This window comes from Synechococcus sp. BDU 130192, from assembly GCF_963876085.1.
Lineage (GTDB): Bacteria > Cyanobacteriota > Cyanobacteriia > Cyanobacteriales > MRBY01 > MRBY01.
On record NZ_CAWNNO010000055.1, the window covers coordinates 199,354 to 220,894 of the forward strand.

Sequence of the window (21,541 nt, forward strand, 5' to 3'; positions counted from 1 at the left end):
TAACCCCTGATCTTTGTGGATATGTTGCAACACGACGTCATTATTGTCGGTGGTGGTTTGGCTGGCTGCCGCGCTGCCCTTGAGATTAAAAAGAAAAATCCAAACTTTGATGTGGGACTCGTCGCGAAAACCCACCCGATCCGCTCCCATTCCGTGGCGGCCCAAGGGGGGATTGCTGCCAGCTTGAAAAATGTTGATCCAGAAGATAATTGGGAAGCCCACGCCTTCGATACGGTCAAAGGTTCTGATTACCTCGCCGATCAAGATGCCGTCGAAATTCTGACGAAAGAAGCCCCCGACGTAATCATTGAGTTGGAACATTTAGGAGTTTTGTTTTCGCGCCTAGAGGATGGCTGCATTGCCCAGCGCGCCTTCGGGGGTCATTCCCACAAACGAACTTGCTACGCGGCGGATAAAACGGGCCACGCTATTTTGCATGAATTGGTGAATAACCTGCGACGCAATGGGGTCACAATCTACGACGAATGGTACGTGATGAATCTGATTTTTGAGGAAAATCAGGCGAAGGGCATTGTCATGTATCACATCGAAACAGGACATTTAGAAATTGTTCAAGCGAAGGCGGTGATGTTTGCAACGGGGGGCTATGGCCGGGTATTTAATACGACCTCCAATGATTTTGCTTCCACCGGAGACGGTCTGGCGATGACGGCGGCGGTGGGGTTGCCCTTAGAAGATATGGAATTTGTGCAGTTTCATCCAACGGGGCTCTTTCCAGTGGGAGTTCTGATCTCGGAGGCGGTGCGTGGTGAGGGAGCTTATCTGCGCAATAGTGAAGGCGATCGCTTTATGGAAAAGTACGCCCCGAAGCAGATGGAATTGGCCCCACGGGATATTACTTCCCGGGCGATTACCCTAGAAATTCGGGCAGGACGAGGAATTCATCCCGATGGCAGTGCCGGGGGAAATTTTGTCCATCTCGACCTGACTCACATGGGCAAGGAAAAAATTATGGAGCGGGTGCCCTTTTGTTGGGAAGAAGCCCACCGTCTTGTCGGCGTTGATGCCATTAATGAACCGATGCCTGTGCGCCCCACGGCTCACTATTCCATGGGCGGCATCCCCGTGAATACCGATGGTCGGGTGCGGCGCAATGGTACCGAATTAACCGAGGGCTTTTTTGCGGCAGGGGAATGTGCCTGTGTCTCCGTCCATGGAGCCAACCGTCTCGGCAGTAATTCCCTTTTAGAATGTGTGGTCTATGGCCAGCGGGTCGGTGGCAAGATTGCCGATTATATTGGCGATCGCCCTTTCCCAGAGATTAACGAACAACAATATTTAGACGAAGCCAAAAATCGCATCGGGCAACTTCTCAATCAATCCGGCAATCTGCGCATCCATAATCTCAGGCAGCAGTTTCAAGACGCCATGAGCGACCATTGTGGTGTCTTTAGAACTGAGGCAACCATGGCGGCAGGGCTAGAACAAATTCAACATCTTAAGGATCAATACAACCATCTTTTTCTCGATGACAAAGATATCCATTGGAATACGGAACTGATTGAAGCCCTAGAGTTACAGAGCATTTTAAAAGTCGGAGAAGCCATTCTTACCTCTGCTTACCACCGCAAAGAAAGCCGGGGGGCGCACTCCAGGGAAGATTTCCCCACCAGGGATGATCAAACCTATCTAGCCCATACCCTGAGTTTCTGCAACGACACAGGTGTAACGATTGAGTATATGCCCGTCGTCATTAATCGTTTTGAACCTAAAGAGCGCAAGTATTGAAACCCTCAGCCCTTCTCAAAGATGGTGCTGTGGCATCTTGCCCAAGAATACGGATTGAGGTTCCTTAGAAAAGACTTACCACGTCAAGGGAAGCGTGACCGTTGCAGGGCGCTGACTGGTCGTTTCTAAATCTAGAGCTTGCTCGACCTGTTGATAAATTTGGGCGGCTTCTTCGGGAGAATTCCCAATGCTAGTCAGCCCTAATTTGCCAAATTCTGAAAGGGTGCCCATCAGGTGGAACACGCTCCCTGTTTTCGTGCTGCTGTCGAAATGGAGGCCATGGGCGGCGATGATATCCATCAAATCACTGGGCAGGAGGCCTTGGTATTGGGGTTTCTGGAGATTGTCAGAGGCGATGTAGTATTTTTTCTGGTGTTGGGGGGTAAAAAATGACCCTGTAGCGCAGTCATAGAAGCCGTTGGTTAACAGTTGCAATGTCATCAACGGATGGGTCGTGCCCCCTTTGCGGAGATTAATTTCAATGGCCTGGAGATCCCAACTGTGGTCGGGGTTTTCGGTGGCAATAAAATCGACGCCATAGCGTTCCATCGCTCCCTTTTTAGCGAGAATCTTGCCAACTTTTAGGCCCAGTTCCTGTAACTGTAGGCGATATTCGCTGGCGGCTGGAAAATGGCATCCCAAGTAAATTTGGCCATCCTGTCCCCCCAGAATTTGGTCGTGGGTCGAGAGGATTTGGACTTCGCCACTGGGCGTAATTAACCCTTGGACACTGGGCGATCGCTTTGGATCTCCTTCGATAAAGGCTTCGGCGATCGCCCCTAGTTCGGGAATGCGCGAGGCAAAATTATCCCAGGTTTCGCCGCTGGCCTGGAAACTGAGCTTGGGCAAAGCCGCCGCAATCTGTTCACAATGTTCCGTAAAACTGGCTCCTGGCGGCAGAGCAGGCAACTTCAACACTGCATTGCCTTCCCCCGAAAACCCCTCGTTTAGCTTAATTACAATCCGTTTGAGATGGGGTTGCCGCTCCCACAGTTGCGCCGTAACCTGGATCAATTCCGGCACCGTTTTCACCAAAGCACTGCCATCGGGAAAAGGAACACCCGCCGTTTGAAAAATTTCGCGACTGCCACTTTTCGAGCCCCAATAGTTCAAGCTGGGGCTGGCGGCAAAGAGGGGAATTTGCAGTTTTTCTGACAGTTCCTGTTCTAGGGGCGTTGAGTTGTAACACACCATATAGGACTGGTTGGGGCGCAGGGCGCGGCGAATTCTTTCCACCAGCCGGGGCCGCTCCAAAATCTTTTGGGTTAAAGGTTTGTAGGAATTATCATAGGTGGTCACCAGCAGCAGGCGATCGCGGGCATGGGAAAACGGAATTCCCGATAGGAGCTGGAGATAATAGTCAATAATTAAGGGAGCGAGGGGTTGGGCGGTAACGTAAATCAAGCGCGTGTGGGGATTGCGCAGGCGAATCAGTGAGAACAGTAACCGCTCTTCATAGTGCAAAAATCCAGGCACCTTCTGGCCGACCCGCTGATCCACACTAAAAGAAGGCACCACTAAAATATCTTGATCGTCCGCCTCAAAATCAGCAGAATCTTGCCAACGCTGGCGCAGTTGCTGTTGTAATGCCGCAAAGGTCTGGAAAGAAGGATTATGCACCGTTTTTTGCCCAGATCGAACTCATAGGATCGTTTTTGACCACCCTACGTCTGATCTTAAAATTTTCTGTCCAGCTTACAAAAAAGCTAAACAACACTTAAACCAAGCATTGCCCGCAGGGTGAAGTAAAGAAACGCGAAGAGACCCACCAAAAGCCCAATCGTGGCGGTGGCCGTCGCTTTATTTTTAAAAAATAGTGGCTTCAGCCATTCAAATACACTGATAAAAATCCCCAGGATCAAACTAATCATGTAACGGGGATAGCGGAGGACGTTCTCAAAAAACTCTTGCATAGCACCGGAGGGGAAATTTTATGGGTTTAAATAGGGAAGATTTTATGGCTTCAAATTGTAGCATTCCCCTCTGCGTTCCCAGTTTTCCCCTGCCAAGGTAGGCTTGGTAAGATTAATTCATTTTTTATTTCCTTAGCCCTTACCTTCACCTTCGCCATGGACACCCTGCAACTCGTTCTCAATGGTCTGTCGGTCGGGAGTATCCTGGCCCTTGCTGCCGTGGGACTGACCCTAACCTACGGGATTCTGCGCTTATCCAATTTTGCCCACGGGGACTATATGACCTTGGGAGCCTACATTACCTGGTTGAGTAATTCTCTGGGGTTAAATATTTGGCTGTCGATGGTGGTAGGGGCCTTTGGCACCATTGGTGGGATGCTCGTGGCAGAAAAATTACTCTGGCAGCCGATGCGGGATAAGCGGGCGACACCGACAACCTTGATCATCATCTCCATTGGTTTGGCACTGTTTATCCGTAGTGCAGTGCTGTTTCTTTGGGGCAGTGGCAATCAACAATATGATCTCCCGGTGGTGCGGGCCATTAACTTGACCGAACTTGTAGGACTCCCGGAAACGGTGCCAGATTTGCGCATTGCCTACTATCGGGTCGTGGTGATGGTGCTGACAGTTTTAGTAATTTTAGGGCTGCATTTTATCCTGCAAAATAGCAAGGTTGGCAAAGCGATGCGGGCGGTAGCTGACAATATTGACCTGGCACGGGTGTCTGGCATTGATGTGGAACGGGTGGTGCTCTGGACTTGGATTATTACAGGAACTTTAACGGCGATCGCCGGTAGTATGTACGGGCTGATCACCACGGTGCGGCCGAATATGGGCTGGTTTTTAATTTTGCCGATGTTTGCCTCGGTGATCCTGGGGGGCATTGGCAATCCCTACGGGGCGATCGCCGGTGCTTTTGTGATTGGCATTGCCCAAGAACTCAGTGTGGCCTGGCTCGGCCCAGACTACAAGTTGGGGGTTGCGCTGTTCATTATGGTGGTCTTGCTGTTGGTGCGGCCCCAGGGTCTTTTTAAGGGCACCATGTAAATGGCGTCTTAAAGTCCATCTCGGTGAATACTGTTCTAAAATTGCTTAGTTGATATGTTGAGTAAACACGAGCGCCATGGGTAATCGAAAAGCACTGGTAACAGGGATCACCGGACAAGATGGCTCTTATTTGGCGGAGCTGCTCCTCGAAAAGGGTTACGAAGTTCATGGCATTATCCGTCGCGCTTCTACCTTCAATACCGACCGCATTGACCATCTCTATGTCGATCCCCATACCCCCGACGCTCGGTTCTTTCTTCATTACGGGGATCTCACCGATGGCACATCCCTAGGAAAATTAATCGAAAAAATCCAGCCCCATGAAGTTTACAATCTGGGTGCCCAGTCCCATGTGCGGGTGAGCTTTGATTCGCCGGAATATACCGTAGATACCGTGGCAATGGGGACGCTGCGTATCCTAGAAGCAATTCGGGACTACCAGGAACGGACGGGCAATGAGGTGCGCTTTTACCAGGCCGGTTCGTCGGAAATGTTTGGCCTTGTGCAAGAGGTGCCCCAAAAGGAAACCACTCCCTTTTATCCCCGCAGTCCCTACGCCTGCGCCAAGGTCTATGGCTACTGGCAAACGGTGAACTACCGCGAATCCTATGATCTGTTTGCTTGCAATGGCATTTTGTTTAACCATGAAGGGCCACGCCGGGGGGAAACCTTCGTTACCCGGAAAATCACCAGGGCGATCGCCAGAATTATCGCCGGACAGCAGGACAAACTGTACCTCGGCAACCTCGATTCCAAGCGGGACTGGGGTTATGCAAAAGACTATGTGCGGGCGATGTGGCTGATGTTGCAGCAGGACAAACCCGACGACTATGTCATTGCCACGGGGGAAACCTATTCAGTCCGCCAATTTTTAGAAACCGCCTTCGCCTACGTCAATCTGAACTGGGAAAATTATGTCGCCTTTGACCGCCGTTATCTCCGCCCTGCCGAGGTGGACTTACTCATTGGCGATCCCACAAAGGCTAAAAAACAACTGAACTGGGAGCCGAGTATTGATTTTCCGACCCTCGTCGGGATTATGGTCGAAGCAGATCTTGCCATTTTGGGTTTACCGCCCCACAATCCAGCGATGGGCAAACTCTACGAGGCAGATCAAGCCTATATCCGCCAAGCAACCGGCAGCCGCGTTGATTAGTGGGTGTGTCCATCCTCTGGTTCGTCTAGGTGCTCCGAAGCGTCACGATAAAGATTAAGAATGTGGTGATCCTTGAGGCGATAAATCACATTCCGCCCTTCCTTGCGATAGCTCACTAAACGTGCCGTGCGCAGGGTTCTTAGTTGGTGGGAGACAGCCGATTCACTCATTTCAACGGCGGCGGCGAGTTCCCCCACCCGCATCTCTCCAGTGGCCAGGGCCGAAAGAATACGCCAGCGGTTGGCATCCCCCAAGACACCAAAAAATTCAGCCATCCGTTGGGCCTTGGCTTGGTTCAAGATTTTGCCACTGTGGTCTGTCATGGTTCGTTGATCTAAACAATACCTGAATAGTTGTTCATGTGTTAATCTAAAAATGTGAACAATTGTTCAACTATTTAAGACAATACCTTGGAGGTTTAAACCATGGTAACTGTGACCCAAATGAAGTGTGCCTGTGAATCTTGTCTTTGCATCGTGGATCTCAATAGCGCTATCCAAAAGGAAGGTAAGAGCTATTGCAGCCAAGCCTGTGCCGATGGCCATCCCGCAGGGAGTGAAGGCTGTGGCCATGGGGGCTGTACTTGTCACCAATAGAGCCACCAATAGAAAGAAATTGAGCCAAATTTATAAGCTGAAGCAATACCCATCACCGAAGCTGGGTATTTTTTTTGATAAAGATTGATTTAGTTGAAGTCTAAAGTTTCTCTAGGGCAGCTTGGGCAATTTCTCGGTTAATCAAAGCGTCTTCGTAGTCTGGGTCAATGGCGAGGGCTTGGTCATAGCTGGCGATCGCCTCGGTATAGCGCCCCAGTGCTTCGAGGGAAATACCGTGATTATTCCAGGCTTCGGCGTCGTCGGGATCGAGTTCTAGGAGGGCGGCATAGGTGGCGATCGCTTCTTCATGGCGACCTAAATCGGCCAGAACATAGCCTTTATTAAACCAAGCATCCACATCTGTGGGATCTAACGCTAGTACTTGATCGTAGCTGGCTAATTCTTCTTCATAGCGTTCCAGAAAGCCCAGGGCAATGCCCCGGTTATACCAAGCATCCACATCCCCCGGATCCAGTTCCAGGGCGCGGTCATAGCTGGCCAGTTCTTCTTCGTAGCGCTCTAAAGCTCCTAACACAACGCCCCGGTTGTACCACACCAGGTTTTGATCGGGGTCAAGGGCGATCGCCTGATCATAGCTGGCCAATTCCTCTTCGTGCTGCCCCAAGGCCCCTAGGGTAACGCCCCGCCAGATCCAAAGCTCTGCATCGTTCGCATTCAAAATTAAGGCGGCATCGTAGGCGGCGAGGGCCAGTTCATATTGCCCTTGGTCGTAATATTCATTGCCCTGGAATACCAATTCATCCACTGAATCGGCGGTCATGCCAGCACCTTGGGCGAAGAGGCAAGGAGTCGAACCACAGGGGCGCGCTTGGGCGATCGCCGGCGTCAATGTTCCTCCCAAAACCAAGGCTAGACCCATACCACCCAACAGCCTAGAAAAAATACGCACCATGGGAACACTCCACCAAATATTGCCGTTCGTCCAATATCTTCCATCATAGTCAGAATTACCGTTGCCGCTGCTTTTCCTAGGGGGAGATGTTTACAATCAACAACGGTTCCCCGTAGTTTCGCTGTCTAATCTCTGAATTCCAGTGAGGGAAAGCCGTTCCTTGAGGGCTTGGATCGTTCGTTGGGTCCGGGGTTCACACCAATGGGGCGCAATCTCTGCTAGGGGCACCAACACAAAGGCCCGTTCCTGCATCCGGGGGTGGGGCACCTGCAAATGGGGCAGATAAATCATGTCCTGGCCATACAAAAGCAAATCCAAATCCAACGTCCGCGCCCCCCAACGTTCTCGCCGTTCCCGTCCAAATACTTGCTCGATCGCCAACAGGATTTCGAGGAGAGCTTCGGGACTGAGATTGCGCACCTGACCAGTCACGCAACCATTGATGTAGTCCGGTTGTGGCGGGCCGACCGGGGCCGTGCGGTACCAAGCAGACCGAGCCGTTAGGGCGATCGCCGGATGTTCGCTCAAATGTTGAATGGCATTTTCTAAAATTTCTAAGGAGTTACCCAAGTTACTTCCGAGGGCGATCGCCACATCCACAACCCGTTCCATTGCGAAAAATTTCCCCGTATTCATGCCCCAAAATCATAGCCCGAACTTCACCTTTTCCCCTGACCCCGAACCAGATACTATGGTGTAGTCAAAAATCCCCCCTCGCAACACCACACCCAAATAATGGAGGAAACCAAGGTGGCAACCCGCGTCATAATCGTGCGTCACGGACAAAGTAGCTATAACGCCCTCAAAATGATCCAGGGCCGTTGTGATGAATCAGTACTCACCGACAAAGGCTGTGCCGACGCCGCCACCGTAGGCCAAACCCTCCAGGGCATTGACTTTGCTGCGATCTACTGCAGCCCTCTCCAACGGGCAAAGCAAACCGCTGAAATTATCCACCAGCACCTCGACAAAGCCCCCGCCCCCATCACCAGTGAGGGTCTGCTAGAAATTAATTTGCCTCAGTGGGAAACACTCCTCAAAAGTGACGTCAAAGAACAATATCCAGAAGCCTATCGCCTCTGGCACGAAAATCCCGCTGAATTTGTGATGACCCACGCCGATGGGAGCAAGCACTCTCCGGTTAAAGACCTCTATGACCAAGCCCGGCAATTCTGGCAGGAAATCCTCGCCAAACACCAAGGGGAAACTATTCTAATCGTCGCCCACAATGGCATCAACCGCTGTTTACTGATGAGTGCGGCGGGCATCCCCCCCAGTAAGTACCAGAGCATTCAACAATCCAACTGCTGCATCAATGTGCTGAATTTTGTCGGCCAGTTGGGAGACATTGTTCAATTTGAATCAATTAACCAAACAGCCCACCTCGGCCTGCCCCTCCCCAGCTACCGTCCGGGCCACAAAGGTCTCCGTTTGCTGCTCGTGCGCCACGGGGAAACCAACTGGAATAAAGAAGGGCGTTTCCAAGGCACCATGGATATTCCGTTAAATGAGAATGGCCAAGCCCAAGCCGCCAAAGCCCGTGAATTCCTTAAGGATGTGACCCTGCATTTCGGCATGACTAGCCCCATGAGTCGGCCCAAGGAAACCGCTGAAATCATTCTGCAAGCCCACCCTGGGGTGGTGTTGGGTACCCACCCTAAATTAGAAGAAATTGGCCATGGCCTTTGGGAAGGCAAACTAGAAGCTGACATTGAAGCGGGCTTTCCCGGCATGCTGGCCCAGTGGAAAACCAAGCCAGAAACAGTCCAGATGCCAGAGGGGGAAAATCTCCAACAGGTGTGGGACCGGGCCAACGAAGCCTGGGATGAGATTGTGACGCAGTATAGCCAAACCCCGAACCAAGTGGGTTTAGTTGTCGCCCATGATGCCATTAACAAGGTGATTCTCTGTCGCTTGATGGGACTACAGCCCCAGGATATTTGGGCGGTGAAACAGGGGAACTGTGCAGTGACGGTGATTGACTACCTCCAGGGGGCAGACAGTGAACCGGTACTCCAGGCGCTAAATATTACGTCGCACCTTGGCTTTGGGGTGATTGATCAGACGGCAGCCGGAGCTTTGTAAGCCTGGGAAAAAATGAGGGGCGATCGCCATCCCCTATAATCAAGTCTGGAAAATTTTTGTAGCAACAATAACGAGCGTGTGTAATGGGTAAAATTGCGTGGGTCTTTCCGGGCCAAGGATCTCAAGCGGTGGGCATGGGTGTCGATCTCGCCGAACATCCCGTCGCCAAAGCAAGATTTGCTGAAGCAGAGGCAATCCTCGGTTGGTCGATTCTCGAAAAATGCCAGGGGGATGAAGCGACCCTCTCCCGCACCCTTTACACCCAACCCTGTCTCTATGTGCTAGAGGCGATTCTCTGCGATCGCTACCGGGAGAAAGCGCCCCAGGTGGACTTTATGGCGGGCCACAGCCTCGGTGAATATTCCGCCCTCTATGCGGCTGGGGTCTATGATTTCGCCGCTGGTTTGCAATTAGTGCAAAAGCGCGCCCAACTGATGGATCAAGCGTCTGGGGGGAAAATGGCGGCCCTGATGAAGTTTGACCGTACTGAATTAATAGAAAAAATTGCGGCAACCGAGGGAGTGACCCTCGCCAACGACAACAGCGAACAACAAGTTGTCATTTCTGGTACCCCAGAAGCCGTTGATGCGATTATGAATGGTGTCAAAACCAAGCGGGCGATCGCCCTGAATGTTTCTGGTGCGTTCCATTCCCCGTTTATGGCCGAAGCCGCTGCCCAATTTGAAGCAGTTCTGGCTGCCGTTGAATTTTCTGATGCCAAAATCCCCGTATTATCCAATGTTGACCCCCAACCGGAAACCCAAGCAGCCGCCCTCAAGGAGCGTCTCAAGGCCCAAATGACCGGTTCTGTCCGTTGGCTCGAAATCATGCAGCAACTGAGCGCCCTAGAAGTTGCAGAGGCCGTAGAAATTGGCCCCGGTAAAGTGTTAACGGGTTTAATTAAGCGCACCTGCAAAGACATGGCCACGGCAAACATTGATACCCTCGCCAGTATTGGCTAGGCTCAAGGCATACCAAACCACTGCGCCCAAAGGGAACCATGATTTATTTAGATTCGGCGATCGCCACCGAAGCCACCGAAGCCATGGCCTGGGGTTGGGTCAAGGGCATTACCACCAATCCCACCCTCCTGGCCAAAAGTGACGCGCCCCCGGAAGTGACCCTAAAAACCTTGGCGGCCATCACGCCTGGAGAACTCTATTACCAGTTAGTCAGTGAAGACTGTGAGGGGATGCTCCGCGAGGCCCACCGGGCACGGGAAATCATTGGCGATCAGCTCGTGCTTAAAATTCCCGCCACTTTCAACGGTTTTCAGGCTTTGCCCAAACTCTCTCCAGAAATAAGCTGCTCTGTCACCGCCATCTATCAGCCGACCCAAGCGTTAATCGCTGCAGAAGGCGGCGCCAAATATGCGATCGCCTACGTGAACCGCGCCACAAACCTCCAGGGGGATGGTAGTAGCCTTCTCCGCGCCATGAAAGCTCTGTTACAAGGAAGTGAAACCACAATCCTGGCTGCCAGCCTTAAATCCGCCGCCGAAGTCACCCATGCCATAATTGCTGGGGCAGACCACATTACCGTTCCTTTGGCTCTGCTCAAAACCCTGACTACACATTCCTTATCGGAAGAAACCAAAGCCGAATTTAATCGCTCAGGGTGTGGTTTACACTAAACAGATTTCAGAAAAGGTTGTCTATACTGAGAAAAGACTTTACAAAACTTCATCATAAGCGTTCCCTTGATGACCTTTCTCGACAATCTCAAAAAACCAACCCTCTTCGGCCATGCTGTCACCCCGGAGTTGTTTGCTCTGTTGACGGTGTATTTCGTCCAGGGGATTCTCAATCTCTCCCGGCTTGCGGTGAGCTTTTTCCTCAAAGATGACCTCGGCCTAACCCCGGCAGAAGTGGCAGCCCTTACGGGACTCGCGGCATTTCCCTGGGTCGTCAAGCCCCTTTTTGGCTTTTTGTCGGATGGCTTTCCGATCTTTGGTTATCGACGACGCTCCTATCTCATTTTGGCGGGCTTACTCGGTTGTGGCGCTTGGGCGGCAATGGCCACCATTGTCCAAGCACCCTGGTTGGCGGCAACGATGATTGTCTTGAGTTCGATTTCCGTGGCGATTAGTGATGTGATTGTTGATTCGGTAGTGGTCGAACGCGCCCGGGCCGAATCTTTAGATAAAGTAGGGTCACTCCAATCCTTGACCTGGGCCGTGGCGGCGGTGGGGAGTTTAACAACAGCCTATTTGAGCGGTTGGTTACTGGAACAATTTAGTACCCGGGTTGTGTTCGGGATTACGGCCATTTTTCCGCTGTTGGTATCGGCGATCGCCTTGTTAATTATTGAGCAACCCCGTGAAGCCATATCCCTAAAAGCTACCACCGATAACATTGGCAACCAGATGAAAACCCTCTGGGGAGCAGTACGGCAGAAAAAAATTCTGTTGCCCACGGCCTTTGTTTTCCTCTGGCAGGCCACCCCCAGTGCCGATTCTGCCTTTTTCTTTTTTGTCACCAACGAGCTAGACTTTAACCCGGAATTTTTAGGGCGGGTGCGCCTAGTTACTAGCTTTGCGGCCCTGGCGGGGATTGCCATCTACCAAAAATATCTCAAGCAAGTTTCGTTCCGGAAAATGTTGGGGTGGAGTACCGTCATTTCCGCCGTCCTTGGTTTTACCACCCTTATTCTTGTGACCCACGCCAACCGTGCTTTGGGCATTGATGATCGCTGGTTTAGCTTGGGGGACAACTTGATTTTGACCGTTACTGGCGAAATTGCCCTGATGCCCATTCTGGTGTTGTCAGCGCGCCTTTGTCCGCCCGGCGTCGAGGCGACCATGTTTGCCCTGTTAATGTCGAGTTGGAACCTGGCGGGTTTACTCTCCCATGAGTTGGGGGCTCTTCTCACCCAGTGGCTCGGAGTGACAGAAACCAATTTTGACCGACTTTGGCTTTTGGTCACGATCACGAATTTGACGACCCTATTGCCCCTCGTCTTCTTGAAATGGCTCCCGGCAGGGGATCCCCAGGCTGATCTTGAAGAACACACTACGCCCTCAGTGGAACTTTACGAACACCACGCGGCAATTTCGGGAACAGAATCGGCCCTTTTCCCGACGGTAGAACCAAATTTGGTGGGTTCCCAGTCGGAAAAACAGTCTTAAAATGTCATGCCAGCAGTGGTACAGGTCAAAAATCTGTGAAACAAAAGTGCGCAGACTAAAGACTAGACTTACAATGGTTTGTCAACATGATCTTTTTTGTCTGGGACATCCCCTTACCATGGATTTTAGGCTTTGATGTAAATGCTTAACCTACAGTTTTATCTCCGTCGTGCTCGCCGCTGGATTAAACCAATCCTGCTGGGGGCTGTGACCTTGGCCCTTGTGTTGGGGTTTAATCTCCTGCCCCAGCCACAATCAACACCCCTGGCGATCGCCCAAGCCCAAACCCGCGTTAGTATCAACAACAGTTGGCGACAGGCTTCTTTTCCCGTCGAAAATTTTCAAAGTTACACATCTGGGTTTGGCTATCGCACTTCGCCCACCAGTGGTCAACGCCAATTTCACCAAGGCTTAGACATTGCTGCTCCCCTCGGCAGCTACATCCGTAACTGGTGGAGTGGTAAAGTTGTGGGCCTTTCGGATAACACCGCCTGCGGCACAATGATCCAGATTAAATCCGGTGATTGGGAACATATCTACTGTCACCTCAGTGGCTATGTTTCTTCCTCTGGTCAAGGGACTTTCCTCATGGATCGCAACGGTGGCATTCAGCTTTGGCTTGGTCAGGAAGTGAGCGCTGGCACTCGCATTGGTCGCGTTGGCATGACCGGACGCACCACTGGCCCCCACCTCCACTGGGGCTTGAAATATTCCGGGAACTATGTCGATCCGGCCCTTGTGCTCCAGGCAATGTACAACCAGCCCACGGCTTCCCTGGATGATTTGGTACAGCCCACATAGCCAGTTTTTTGGCTTATTCAAAGGGGGCGATCGCCCTTTGGGATAAATCCCCCCGTGCCGCCACTGAGGCTAATAGTTGCAGGGGGGTTAATTTTTTGAGCAAACTCAACTGCATCTGATTACGCACTAAAAGAGCCCCTGCAAACCCCAGGGAATTCACTGGAATTTTTTCATACTGATCCTGGGCCCGTTGCACCAGCAACATCCAACGGCGGGTAACGAGAAGATTATAGGCTTGGGTTTGCCAACCGGGGTTGAGCGGCCCGTCAGTAAAGCGAAGAAAACGCAGCAGGGCGAGGTAACAATCGAACAAAATCTTGCCGTCGTAATCCTGGGGTAGGGGGATAATCCCGTGCATGAAGGGAAAGAGAGGAATTTGCTGGGGCTGCATCTGATCATTGAGCTGGGACAGCACTTGGTCGATGGGCACTGAAAAGGTTTCCCCATTGCTCTGGAAAGGGATCAATTGCAAATGTTTGTGGGGTTGACTCGCCCCGGCGATCGCCCCGGCATTATAAAAGGCCAAGCCATCGAGACGTTGGAGACAATGGGCCAGGGCAGTAAAATCAGCTTCCATTAACCAGGTTTCCTGGGGCTGAAACTCCCGGGTGATGATCAAAATATGGTGATCGACGACGTTAAATTTATTCAGCAGACAGACATGGTGGGGCGTCAGATCACAAACAAATAAATCCTGTTCGTAGGGCAAAAAAGGATTCACCTTCGCTTTTTCTTGTTTCGCTTGATAATTTTCCTTGCGGTCGAGTTGCTCTAAAATGCGCACCACAAAGGGAATCCCATGGTCAACAATCACTTCCTGGGCCGTGGTCAAAGAATGCAGCGCCCCTACCTGTTTGGCGTGGCGCGTGGTGTGTTGAATTTTGGTCAGCAATTCATTCATAGGGTGCTGGGGCGATCGCCACACGACTCAACATCCCAAAGTTTAGCGGATCAGTTGTTCCGCTTCACCCTTGGGGTGGGGTTGACCGAGGCTAAATTCCGTCTCTGGATCAAAAAAGTGGAGTTGCTCTAAATCAAAGGCCAACCAGACTTTTTCCTGGGGGGCAACCTTAGCCTTGGGGGGAATGCGCACTTTGAGATTTTGTAGCGGCAAGTCAACGGGGTGAGCCGAGAGGAAAGTTTCATTGCCGAGGGCTTCGACAAGATTGATCGCCACTTCAAGATTTTCGGGGGCGGCGGTACTGAGGCTGAGGTGTTCGGGCCGGATGCCCAGGAGAAGCGATCGCCCCTGGTAGGGCTGGAGTAATGGCCGCCAACCTTCTGGGACGGGAAAGCGGAATTGGGGATGTTCAACGACGCCAGCGACGGTCAACTGCACTGACAGAAAGTTCATCGGTGGCGAGCCAATAAATTCCGCCACAAAGCGATTCACCGGGCGATTATAAACTTCAAGGGGCGGGGCCACCTGGAGAATTTCCCCTTGGTGCATCACCGCAATGCGATCGCCCATGGTCATTGCTTCGGTTTGGTCGTGGGTCACGTAAATCGTTGTAATCCCCAGTTGACGCTGGAGTTGAACGATCTGGGCGCGGGTTTCACTGCGCAGGGCCGCATCCAAATTAGAAAGGGGTTCGTCCATCAGAAAAACCTGGGGATTGCGGGCGATCGCCCGCCCCAAAGCAACCCGTTGCTTTTGGCCGCCGGACAATTGTTTCGGGAGTCGTGTGAGGAGATGGTCAATCTGTAGCAGTTGGGCGACCTGCTGCACTTTTTGGCGGATCTGTAATTCGGCAGTCGGTTGATAACGCAGGGATTTTGGGAGTGGTCTGGTGACGCCCCGCCAGGTATTTTGCAGCCAATGGCTTTTCGTTTCTGCCGTGGGCATCCGCCGCAACCCAAAGGCAATGTTGTCATAGACATTGAGGTGGGGATACAGGGCGTAATTTTGGAACACCATGGCAATGTCTCGCTGTTTAGACGGGAGATCATTCACCGGGCGATCGCCAATGGCAATTTGTCCCGTTGTCACCGTTTCGAGGCCCGCGATGAGGCGCAATAACGTACTCTTACCACACCCAGAAGCTCCCACCAGCACCATAAATTCCCCCGCCTGGATCTGGAGGTTAATCCCCCGCAAGACGGCGGTCATTTTTCCGGTGGAGCGATCCGCAAAAGATTTGTGAATATCGTTGAGTACAACCTGGGCCACGGCAATGTTTTCCCATCAACAGAGAAGCAGTGATGCTTATGGTATCGCACCCTTGTCCCTAGGGTTCCATCTCCGGTTGAAATGCCCGGCGGTCGAGTTCTGTAAAGAAAGCCTGGACGGTTGGCGTATCAAATACAGCTTGGGTGGCCTGGATCAACTTTTCGCCCCAGAGGTTTTCCACGAGGAAATCAATTTCGCCGTAACGACCATCGAGATCCAGGGCGGTACGGGTCAATTCTAAGCCCTTCGCGCGATCGCCTTTGGTGTAGGTGGCCACAGCAACGGCGAGTTGGGGTTCTGCGGCGGTGGGGTCGAGGGCGATCGCCTTTTGCCAACTGTCAATGGCAGCATCAACCTTGCCTTGTTCGTACTGGATCAAGCCAATATTATTAATCCCCGGCCAAAAGGTGGCATCGAGGGCAACGGCTTGGTTGTAGGTGGCGATCGCCGCATCATATTGCTTGAGCTTGTACTGGGTATTACCGAGATCGAAGAGGGTTTCGATGGAATTGTCCCCAAGCTGGGTAGCCGTTTTCAGCGACCGGAGTGCCCCTTCGTAATCTCCCTGTTGGAAATAGGCCGACCCCAAAATACTATGGACACCACTTTCACGGGGATTGAGTCGTTTTGCTGTGGTGAGGGCCTGAATCCCGGCATCAAGTTCCCGCTCTTGCACGAGGAGGGTGCCCAAAATGTACCAAGCTTCAAAACGTTCTGGTACCAGTTGGGTCGCGAGTTTGGCCCGGGGAATCGCCCATTCATATTGTTGGAAGCGAGAAAGTTGAATTGCATCTTCGATGAGCATCAGCCCCTGTTGTTCCATTTGGGCCTGGTCAAAATCCCGCCTCAGGGGCAGTACCGCCTGCGATCGCACAGGACTATTTCCCATCCACAACACACAAACACAGGCTCCAAGGGCAACTAACCAACGATGTTTAGGCACGGTTCAACTCTTCACGAAACAACGATTCTTAAAACCAAGTCTAGCGACTTTCCCCCGCAATTGACGTAAAACCATTGTAAAAAGATTCCCCACGGGGGACTATTTCAATTTTGAAGGATTACAGTAGACTACGGATTAGTCCTGTTCACGCAACCCCCCGCAAAAATTCCTATGATTGGTGCCCTTGTCACCCCCAAAAAAGTTGTTTTGTCCTTGGCGGCCTTAGCTGGTGGGGTGCTACTCATTGGTCTGCCGGTGGCGAGAATGTTTGGCGATCGCCAGGCAGGGGTGAATGAAGAACAACTGGCCGCCCTGACCGTTCCCGTTGAAGTGGAAAATTTAGCGGTGCGCATCGAGGCCAACGGCATTGTCGAACCGATCCAGAGCGTTAACATTAGTCCCAAAACCCCCGGTCGCCTCGCCCAACTGCTGGTGGAACAGGGAGATGTTGTCACCGAAGGCCAAGAACTGGCAATTATGGACAATAGTGAACTGTATGCCGAGGGGATTCGTGCTGAATCTCTGACGAAACAACGCATTGCCGAACTCCGGGCCACAGAAACCCGTATCCAGGGAGAAATCGAAGAAGCCCGCGCCCGCTACATTCGCACCCAAGCCCAACTGCAACAGGCGGAACAGCGCATTCCCAAAGAAATTGATCAAGCCAATGCGCAACTAGCGGCAGCCCAAGCCAATCTCCAACGCACCCAGGACAAGGTTGAACGCTTTGAAACACTCCTCGATAGTGGGGCGATCGCCCAGGAAACCTATGACGATGTCCGCAATGAATTTGACAATGCTAGCGCCCGCTTTTTTGAAGCCCAGCAACGGTTAGCCCAGGTCAGAAATACCGCCAATCCCGAACTCGAAGCCCTTACCGCTGCCACCGTCGAGGCCAGAGCGAGCCTAGATCGCCTCGAACGCAACGCTGAACCCCAATTAACTCAACTGACAGCGGCCCTCGAACAGGCCCAGGCCCAGCGACAAATTGCGGCGGTACAGTTCCAAGACAGCATTATTCGGGCGCCCTTTGATGGGGTGATCACCCAAAAATTCGCCACCGAAGGGGCATTTGTAACGCCAACGACTGCCGCATCGAGTACGGCCTCGGCCACCTCTTCGTCTATTTTGGCCCTAGCACGGGGTTTGGAAGTGGTCGCCAGGGTGCCGGAGGTGGATATTCAGCAAATTGAACCGGGCCAAGATGTGGAAATTGTTGCCGATGCGGATCCCGCCCAGGTGTTTCGGGGACGGGTGTTGTTGGTGGCCCCGGAAGCGATTGTTGAAAATAATGTAACTTCCTTTGAGGTGCGCATTGCCCTGTTATCGGGTCGGGAATTTCTCCGCTCGAAGATGAATACTGACGTTACTTTCGTCGGCCAAAATTTAACTAATGTGATGACAGTGCCCACGGTGGCGATCGCCACAGAAAATGGCGAAACCGGAGTTCTCATTCCTGATGCGAATAACACCCCCCAATTTAAGCCTGTGATCATCGGCGCGACCGTCGGCGATCGCACCCAGATTGTCCGGGGCGTCACCCCAGAAGACCGGGTCTTTATTGACCTCCCAGAAAACCTAGAGCGGCCTGAATAATTTTAGATTTACTGGGGCAGAGAATCCGATAAATCCACCCCGCACTGGCGACAATATTCTGTGTATTTATAGGTTTTTGCTGCACAGTTTGGGCAACTAATCCATTGTTCAAATCCACAAAAAGGACAAAATTGATCGCCTTTGCGGAGCCGACTACTACATTGAATGCAGCGCTGTTTTTGAATGCGACTTTTTGCCTGGACTTTGGGATTAAAAACAAACCGCTGGAGAAATTTAATCAAGCCAAAGCCCAACAGCGGAATAATCAAGATCAGCAGATAGCTAGAAATAAAAACTAAGCCACCAAAAACTGCGATCAAGACATCAAAAATCGCCCGCACTAGATTCCCAAACTGGATAAATTGGAGAATTTTAATGAGCAGGGGGATCAGAAAAATAAGTAATAAATGCCAACTTAAAAGCGCCTGGGTTCCCCGGTGCCGCTCCACAGCCTGACGATGCCAAAAATAGCTAATCAAAATCAGCGGTAAGAGGAAAAGGGTCTGCAAAAAGAATTGCCGATTGGGGTGCCAAAATTCAGCCCGTTCAAAATCCTGTTTCAAAGTGGCAAAAAATTGGCGATCGCCAATGGCTGTTAAATACGTTTGTACCTCTGATTGATTAAGAAGCTCGGCTTTTCTACGATCTAGGGTCTCGGTCAGGGTTGCTTTTTGGGCTTCGGCGGCCTCAATGTCCGCCTTCGTTTGGGCTGCCGTTGTTTCGTTGATCGATTGATTCGGATCTTGACCCGCAATTTCTTCTAAAAGCGTCGAATCATATTGCTCTTTGTAGGTGGCAATGCGTTGGTTGACTTCATTAATTTGGGTTTGTAAATTCTGAATCTCTTTGGATAAAGCCAGGGTTTCCGGATTTTTTACCGTTGGTGTGAGGGCCAAAAGGCGATCGCACTGGCTAGAAACTTCCCCCAAACGCCCTTCTGTTTCGACGGGTTGAATGTCTTGGGAAGGATAATCCCCCAACATTTCCATTACCCAGGTAAAGTCTTTATCGGAGTTATCGTTATTTTGATAGGTCTGATAAACGCGGTAGCAAGGATACCGTTCCTGGGGTGAAAGGGGCCAGTTACCAACACTATCAAGACCCTGAAACACATTGATCAACACAAAAATGTCGATCAAAATCAGGATTACAATACTCACTTTATTGAGTGGTTCCTGACGGACATGGGTCGATTTACGGACAAGATTCCGCCAAAGACGCTTCAGCCAACGCACCATAAAATAAGTCCCCCGTCGTTTTCTCTACTCTAGGAAAAGAAGCCCCAACGGGGGAACCTTGGTCATAAATCTTTGCTGCTGTGGCGCTTTTTGGAGGCCATGATGCAATTACTTCAAATCGTCTAATTTAATGCGGGGATCGGCAAACTTTAACATCAAATCTGCCAGAAGATTCCCCACAATGAGCATGGTTGCACTCATCATCAGGGCCGCCATGACTAAATACAAATCCTGGGATTGCACCGCTTGTAACGTCAAAGTTCCCAGGCCCGGCCAGTTAAAGAAAAATTCAGAAATAAATGAGCCACTCAACAGACTGGCAAATTCAAAGCCCAGCAGGGTAATCAAGGGATTGATCGCATTGCGGAGGGCGTGGACATAGATCACACGATTTTCTGGTAAGCCCTTGGCCCGCGCCGTTTGGATATAATCTTGCCGCAACACATCCAAGAGTTGACCCCGGGTCAGCCGTTGCAACCCCGCAAAGCCCGTTAAGCTCAAGGCAATAGTTGGGAGAATCATGTGCCAGCCGATGTCGAGAATTTTGCCGTACCAGGGGAGATCCACGAAATTAATACTGGTCATGCCCCCCACCGGGAGCAACGGAGAAACCTGTTGGGCCACCATCAGCAAGGCGAGGGCCGTGATAAAGCTGGGCAAACCCTGACCGAGGTAACTAATCACCCGCAAAAATTTATCGAGGACGGTATTTTGCTTCACGGCACTGAGAATCCCTAAAGGAATGGCGATCGCCCAGGTACCGATAATTGACGTGAGTGCCAGGAGTAGGGTGGCGGGCATCCGTTCTAGGAGCAGCTCATGGACAGGCCGGAAGGATTCAAAACTAATGCCAAAATCAAAGTAGCGCACCACCCGCCATAGCCAGCGGCCATATTGGGTCAGAATCGGTTGATCGAGGCCGAAACGACTTTGGAGATCTAAGAGCGTCTCCTCGGTCATTTTCGGGTTCTGCCGGAGGGCATCAAGGTAATCCCCTGGAGCCAATTGGATAATCACAAAGCTCAGGATCGAAGCCAAAAATAGGGTAAAAATCGCCTGGAGTAGGCGCTTTAAGATATAAAAAATCGTTTCTCGATCAAAGATCGTCAGGGGATTACGAATGCTCATTGGGGGGTTAAATCGGGTGTTCCAAATCCTGCCTAGTATTGTATGAGGGAAAGCACGGGGGCGTCTGGCAGGCGATCGCGGCCCTTGAGATCTAGGAGTTCGACGATAAACACAAAACCAATGATGTCACAGCCAATTTTGGTAAGCAGTTCTGCGGTGGCTTTGGCGGTGCCCCCGGTGGCGATCAGGTCATCGACGATGACAATTTTGTCCCCAGACCCCACGGCATCCTGGTGAATTTCGAGGGTGTCGGTGCCGTATTCAAGTTCGTATTCGACGGTGTGGACGGCGGCGGGGAGTTTACCGGGTTTACGCACGGGGACAAAACCAGCATTGAGGTTGTAGGCGAGGGTCGGCCCAAAGATAAACCCCCTAGACTCCATCCCCACCACATGATCGGGTTTGAGGTTGGCTTCAAGGCAGAGTTGCACTAGGGCATCCATGGTGTAGCGCATGCCTTCGGGGTGATTGAGGAGGGTGGTAATGTCGCGGAAGAGAATGCCGGGCTTGGGGAAATCAGGGATGTCACGAATCAGGGATTTTAGATCCATAGTTTTTAGAGCGGTTTAACGGGAATAAAAGGCGATCGCCCCTCATCTTAGCGAGTTCTGGCACGTAAACATCACTGGCGGCGAGCTTATTTTCATGATTTTCAAAAGACTTCCGTGTGACTAGCCAAGAGCCAACATAGCCCGATCAGAAAGCCGAAAAAGGAAAAAAATAAAAAGAGAGCGGCGATCGCTCCGTGATTGGGTTGGTGAAATTTGCCATAGAGCTTCTGTTTGACGGGTCGGTTTTGGCGCAAATGCTGTTTAACAATTGCTGGAATATCGGCTTGTTGCACATGGGCATACCACACTTCATCGGGCAGCACGCGCACCAGGGGGCCATTGCCACATTCCCCAAAACACCCAGTCTGTCGCACTTCAACATCAGCAGGCGCTTGGGCTTGGAAGGCGGCCAAAATCGCCGTTGAACCCTGTTTTGGACAGGTATGGTGACAACAGATCAACACTGTACGGGTCATGTCGTTTGCTCAGTCGAACTCTGCTCCCATGCTAATCAAAACCCCCTACCAA

The 21,541-nt window shown here is 51.6% G+C and carries 22 protein-coding genes; 10 read left to right on the forward strand and 12 right to left on the reverse strand.

Going from position 1 to position 21,541, the window contains the following annotated elements; translation table 11 throughout:
* Positions 1–21 precede the first annotated feature (21 nt).
* Positions 22–1,749, forward strand: coding sequence for a succinate dehydrogenase/fumarate reductase flavoprotein subunit (locus AACT35_RS12235; RefSeq protein ID WP_099239731.1), 1,728 nt, complete (start codon positions 22–24; stop codon positions 1,747–1,749).
* A 75-nt stretch (positions 1,750–1,824) separates the two neighbouring features.
* Here AACT35_RS12235 and AACT35_RS12240 read toward each other — a convergent pair whose 3' ends face one another.
* Together AACT35_RS12240 and AACT35_RS12245 are read right to left on the reverse strand one after the other, a co-directional pair.
* Positions 1,825–3,369, reverse strand: a complete 1,545-nt coding sequence (locus AACT35_RS12240; RefSeq protein ID WP_099239732.1) for a peptide ligase PGM1-related protein — start codon at positions 3,367–3,369, stop codon at positions 1,825–1,827.
* Positions 3,370–3,455: 86 nt separating this feature from the next.
* Entirely contained in the window at positions 3,456–3,662 is a 207-nt protein-coding gene (locus tag AACT35_RS12245; RefSeq protein ID WP_012308162.1) for a DUF751 family protein, read from the reverse strand.
* Positions 3,663–3,818: 156 nt separating this feature from the next.
* Between AACT35_RS12245 and AACT35_RS12250 the strand changes: the two genes are divergently transcribed.
* Positions 3,819–4,709: a branched-chain amino acid ABC transporter permease gene (locus AACT35_RS12250; protein ID WP_099239734.1), complete on the forward strand. Its 891-nt coding sequence runs from the start codon at positions 3,819–3,821 to the stop codon at positions 4,707–4,709.
* A 76-nt stretch (positions 4,710–4,785) separates the two neighbouring features.
* Positions 4,786–5,865 (forward strand): GDP-mannose 4,6-dehydratase, encoded by a 1,080-nt coding sequence (gene gmd, locus AACT35_RS12255; protein ID WP_099239736.1) that lies wholly within the window; start codon positions 4,786–4,788, stop codon positions 5,863–5,865.
* On the opposite strand, the gene AACT35_RS12260 is transcribed toward gmd, so the two are convergent.
* Positions 5,862–6,188, reverse strand: coding sequence for an ArsR/SmtB family transcription factor (locus AACT35_RS12260; protein ID WP_012308159.1), 327 nt, complete (start codon positions 6,186–6,188; stop codon positions 5,862–5,864). The genes gmd and AACT35_RS12260 overlap by 4 nt on opposite strands.
* A 102-nt stretch (positions 6,189–6,290) precedes the next feature.
* On the opposite strand from AACT35_RS12260, the gene AACT35_RS12265 reads away from it, so the two are divergent.
* Positions 6,291–6,461 carry a metallothionein gene (locus AACT35_RS12265; protein ID WP_012308158.1) on the forward strand — a complete coding sequence of 57 codons (171 nt, stop codon included), beginning with the start codon at positions 6,291–6,293 and terminating at the stop codon, positions 6,459–6,461.
* Between the two features lie 100 nt (positions 6,462–6,561).
* Here AACT35_RS12265 and AACT35_RS12270 read toward each other — a convergent pair whose 3' ends face one another.
* Positions 6,562–7,374: a tetratricopeptide repeat protein gene (locus AACT35_RS12270; protein ID WP_099239738.1), complete on the reverse strand. Its 813-nt coding sequence runs from the start codon at positions 7,372–7,374 to the stop codon at positions 6,562–6,564.
* 96 nt (positions 7,375–7,470) lie between these two features.
* Positions 7,471–7,986 carry a 2-amino-4-hydroxy-6-hydroxymethyldihydropteridine diphosphokinase gene (folK, locus tag AACT35_RS12275; protein WP_254048032.1) on the reverse strand — a complete coding sequence of 172 codons (516 nt, stop codon included), beginning with the start codon at positions 7,984–7,986 and terminating at the stop codon, positions 7,471–7,473.
* A 138-nt stretch (positions 7,987–8,124) separates the two neighbouring features.
* Between folK and AACT35_RS12280 the strand changes: the two genes are divergently transcribed.
* From AACT35_RS12280 to AACT35_RS12300, 5 genes are all read left to right on the forward strand, one after another.
* Complete coding sequence (locus AACT35_RS12280; RefSeq protein WP_099239806.1) at positions 8,125–9,459, forward strand: histidine phosphatase family protein; 1,335 nt, start codon at positions 8,125–8,127, stop codon at positions 9,457–9,459.
* Positions 9,460–9,542: 83 nt separating this feature from the next.
* A complete protein-coding gene (fabD, locus tag AACT35_RS12285; RefSeq protein WP_099239742.1) occupies positions 9,543–10,421 on the forward strand; it encodes an ACP S-malonyltransferase in 879 nt (292 codons plus the stop codon).
* Positions 10,422–10,459: 38 nt separating this feature from the next.
* On the forward strand, positions 10,460–11,092 hold the full coding sequence (locus AACT35_RS12290) for a transaldolase family protein (protein WP_099239744.1): 633 nt from the start codon (positions 10,460–10,462) through the stop codon (positions 11,090–11,092).
* Positions 11,093–11,161: 69 nt separating this feature from the next.
* Positions 11,162–12,586, forward strand: a complete 1,425-nt coding sequence (locus AACT35_RS12295) for a folate/biopterin family MFS transporter (RefSeq protein WP_012308152.1) — start codon at positions 11,162–11,164, stop codon at positions 12,584–12,586.
* A 141-nt stretch (positions 12,587–12,727) separates the two neighbouring features.
* Positions 12,728–13,387: a M23 family metallopeptidase gene (locus AACT35_RS12300; RefSeq protein WP_030007788.1), complete on the forward strand. Its 660-nt coding sequence runs from the start codon at positions 12,728–12,730 to the stop codon at positions 13,385–13,387.
* A 13-nt stretch (positions 13,388–13,400) separates the two neighbouring features.
* Here the strand turns inward: AACT35_RS12300 and AACT35_RS12305 are convergent, their stop codons facing one another.
* Genes AACT35_RS12305 through AACT35_RS12315 form a run of 3 tightly spaced genes read right to left on the reverse strand, consistent with a single transcriptional unit; the run spans position 13,401 to position 16,500 of the window.
* Positions 13,401–14,288, reverse strand: a complete 888-nt coding sequence (locus tag AACT35_RS12305; RefSeq protein ID WP_254048033.1) for an ATP adenylyltransferase family protein — start codon at positions 14,286–14,288, stop codon at positions 13,401–13,403.
* A 42-nt stretch (positions 14,289–14,330) separates the two neighbouring features.
* Complete coding sequence (locus AACT35_RS12310) at positions 14,331–15,557, reverse strand: ABC transporter ATP-binding protein (RefSeq protein ID WP_099239748.1); 1,227 nt, start codon at positions 15,555–15,557, stop codon at positions 14,331–14,333.
* A 58-nt stretch (positions 15,558–15,615) separates the two neighbouring features.
* Positions 15,616–16,500 carry a tetratricopeptide repeat protein gene (locus AACT35_RS12315; protein ID WP_099239750.1) on the reverse strand — a complete coding sequence of 295 codons (885 nt, stop codon included), beginning with the start codon at positions 16,498–16,500 and terminating at the stop codon, positions 15,616–15,618.
* 171 nt (positions 16,501–16,671) lie between these two features.
* On the opposite strand from AACT35_RS12315, the gene AACT35_RS12320 reads away from it, so the two are divergent.
* Positions 16,672–18,096, forward strand: coding sequence for an efflux RND transporter periplasmic adaptor subunit (locus AACT35_RS12320; protein WP_012308147.1), 1,425 nt, complete (start codon positions 16,672–16,674; stop codon positions 18,094–18,096).
* Between the two features lie 8 nt (positions 18,097–18,104).
* Here the strand turns inward: AACT35_RS12320 and AACT35_RS12325 are convergent, their stop codons facing one another.
* The 4 genes from AACT35_RS12325 to AACT35_RS12340 all read right to left on the reverse strand — a co-directional run bounded on the left by AACT35_RS12325 (position 18,105) and on the right by AACT35_RS12340 (position 21,489).
* Positions 18,105–19,334 (reverse strand): zinc ribbon domain-containing protein, encoded by a 1,230-nt coding sequence (locus AACT35_RS12325; RefSeq protein WP_099239752.1) that lies wholly within the window; start codon positions 19,332–19,334, stop codon positions 18,105–18,107.
* Between the two features lie 108 nt (positions 19,335–19,442).
* Complete coding sequence (locus tag AACT35_RS12330) at positions 19,443–20,456, reverse strand: ABC transporter permease (RefSeq protein ID WP_445267908.1); 1,014 nt, start codon at positions 20,454–20,456, stop codon at positions 19,443–19,445.
* A 38-nt stretch (positions 20,457–20,494) separates the two neighbouring features.
* Positions 20,495–21,013, reverse strand: a complete 519-nt coding sequence (locus AACT35_RS12335; protein WP_030007782.1) for an adenine phosphoribosyltransferase — start codon at positions 21,011–21,013, stop codon at positions 20,495–20,497.
* Positions 21,014–21,114: 101 nt separating this feature from the next.
* On the reverse strand, positions 21,115–21,489 hold the full coding sequence (locus AACT35_RS12340; RefSeq protein ID WP_181445675.1) for a (2Fe-2S) ferredoxin domain-containing protein: 375 nt from the start codon (positions 21,487–21,489) through the stop codon (positions 21,115–21,117).
* Positions 21,490–21,541 lie beyond the last annotated feature (52 nt).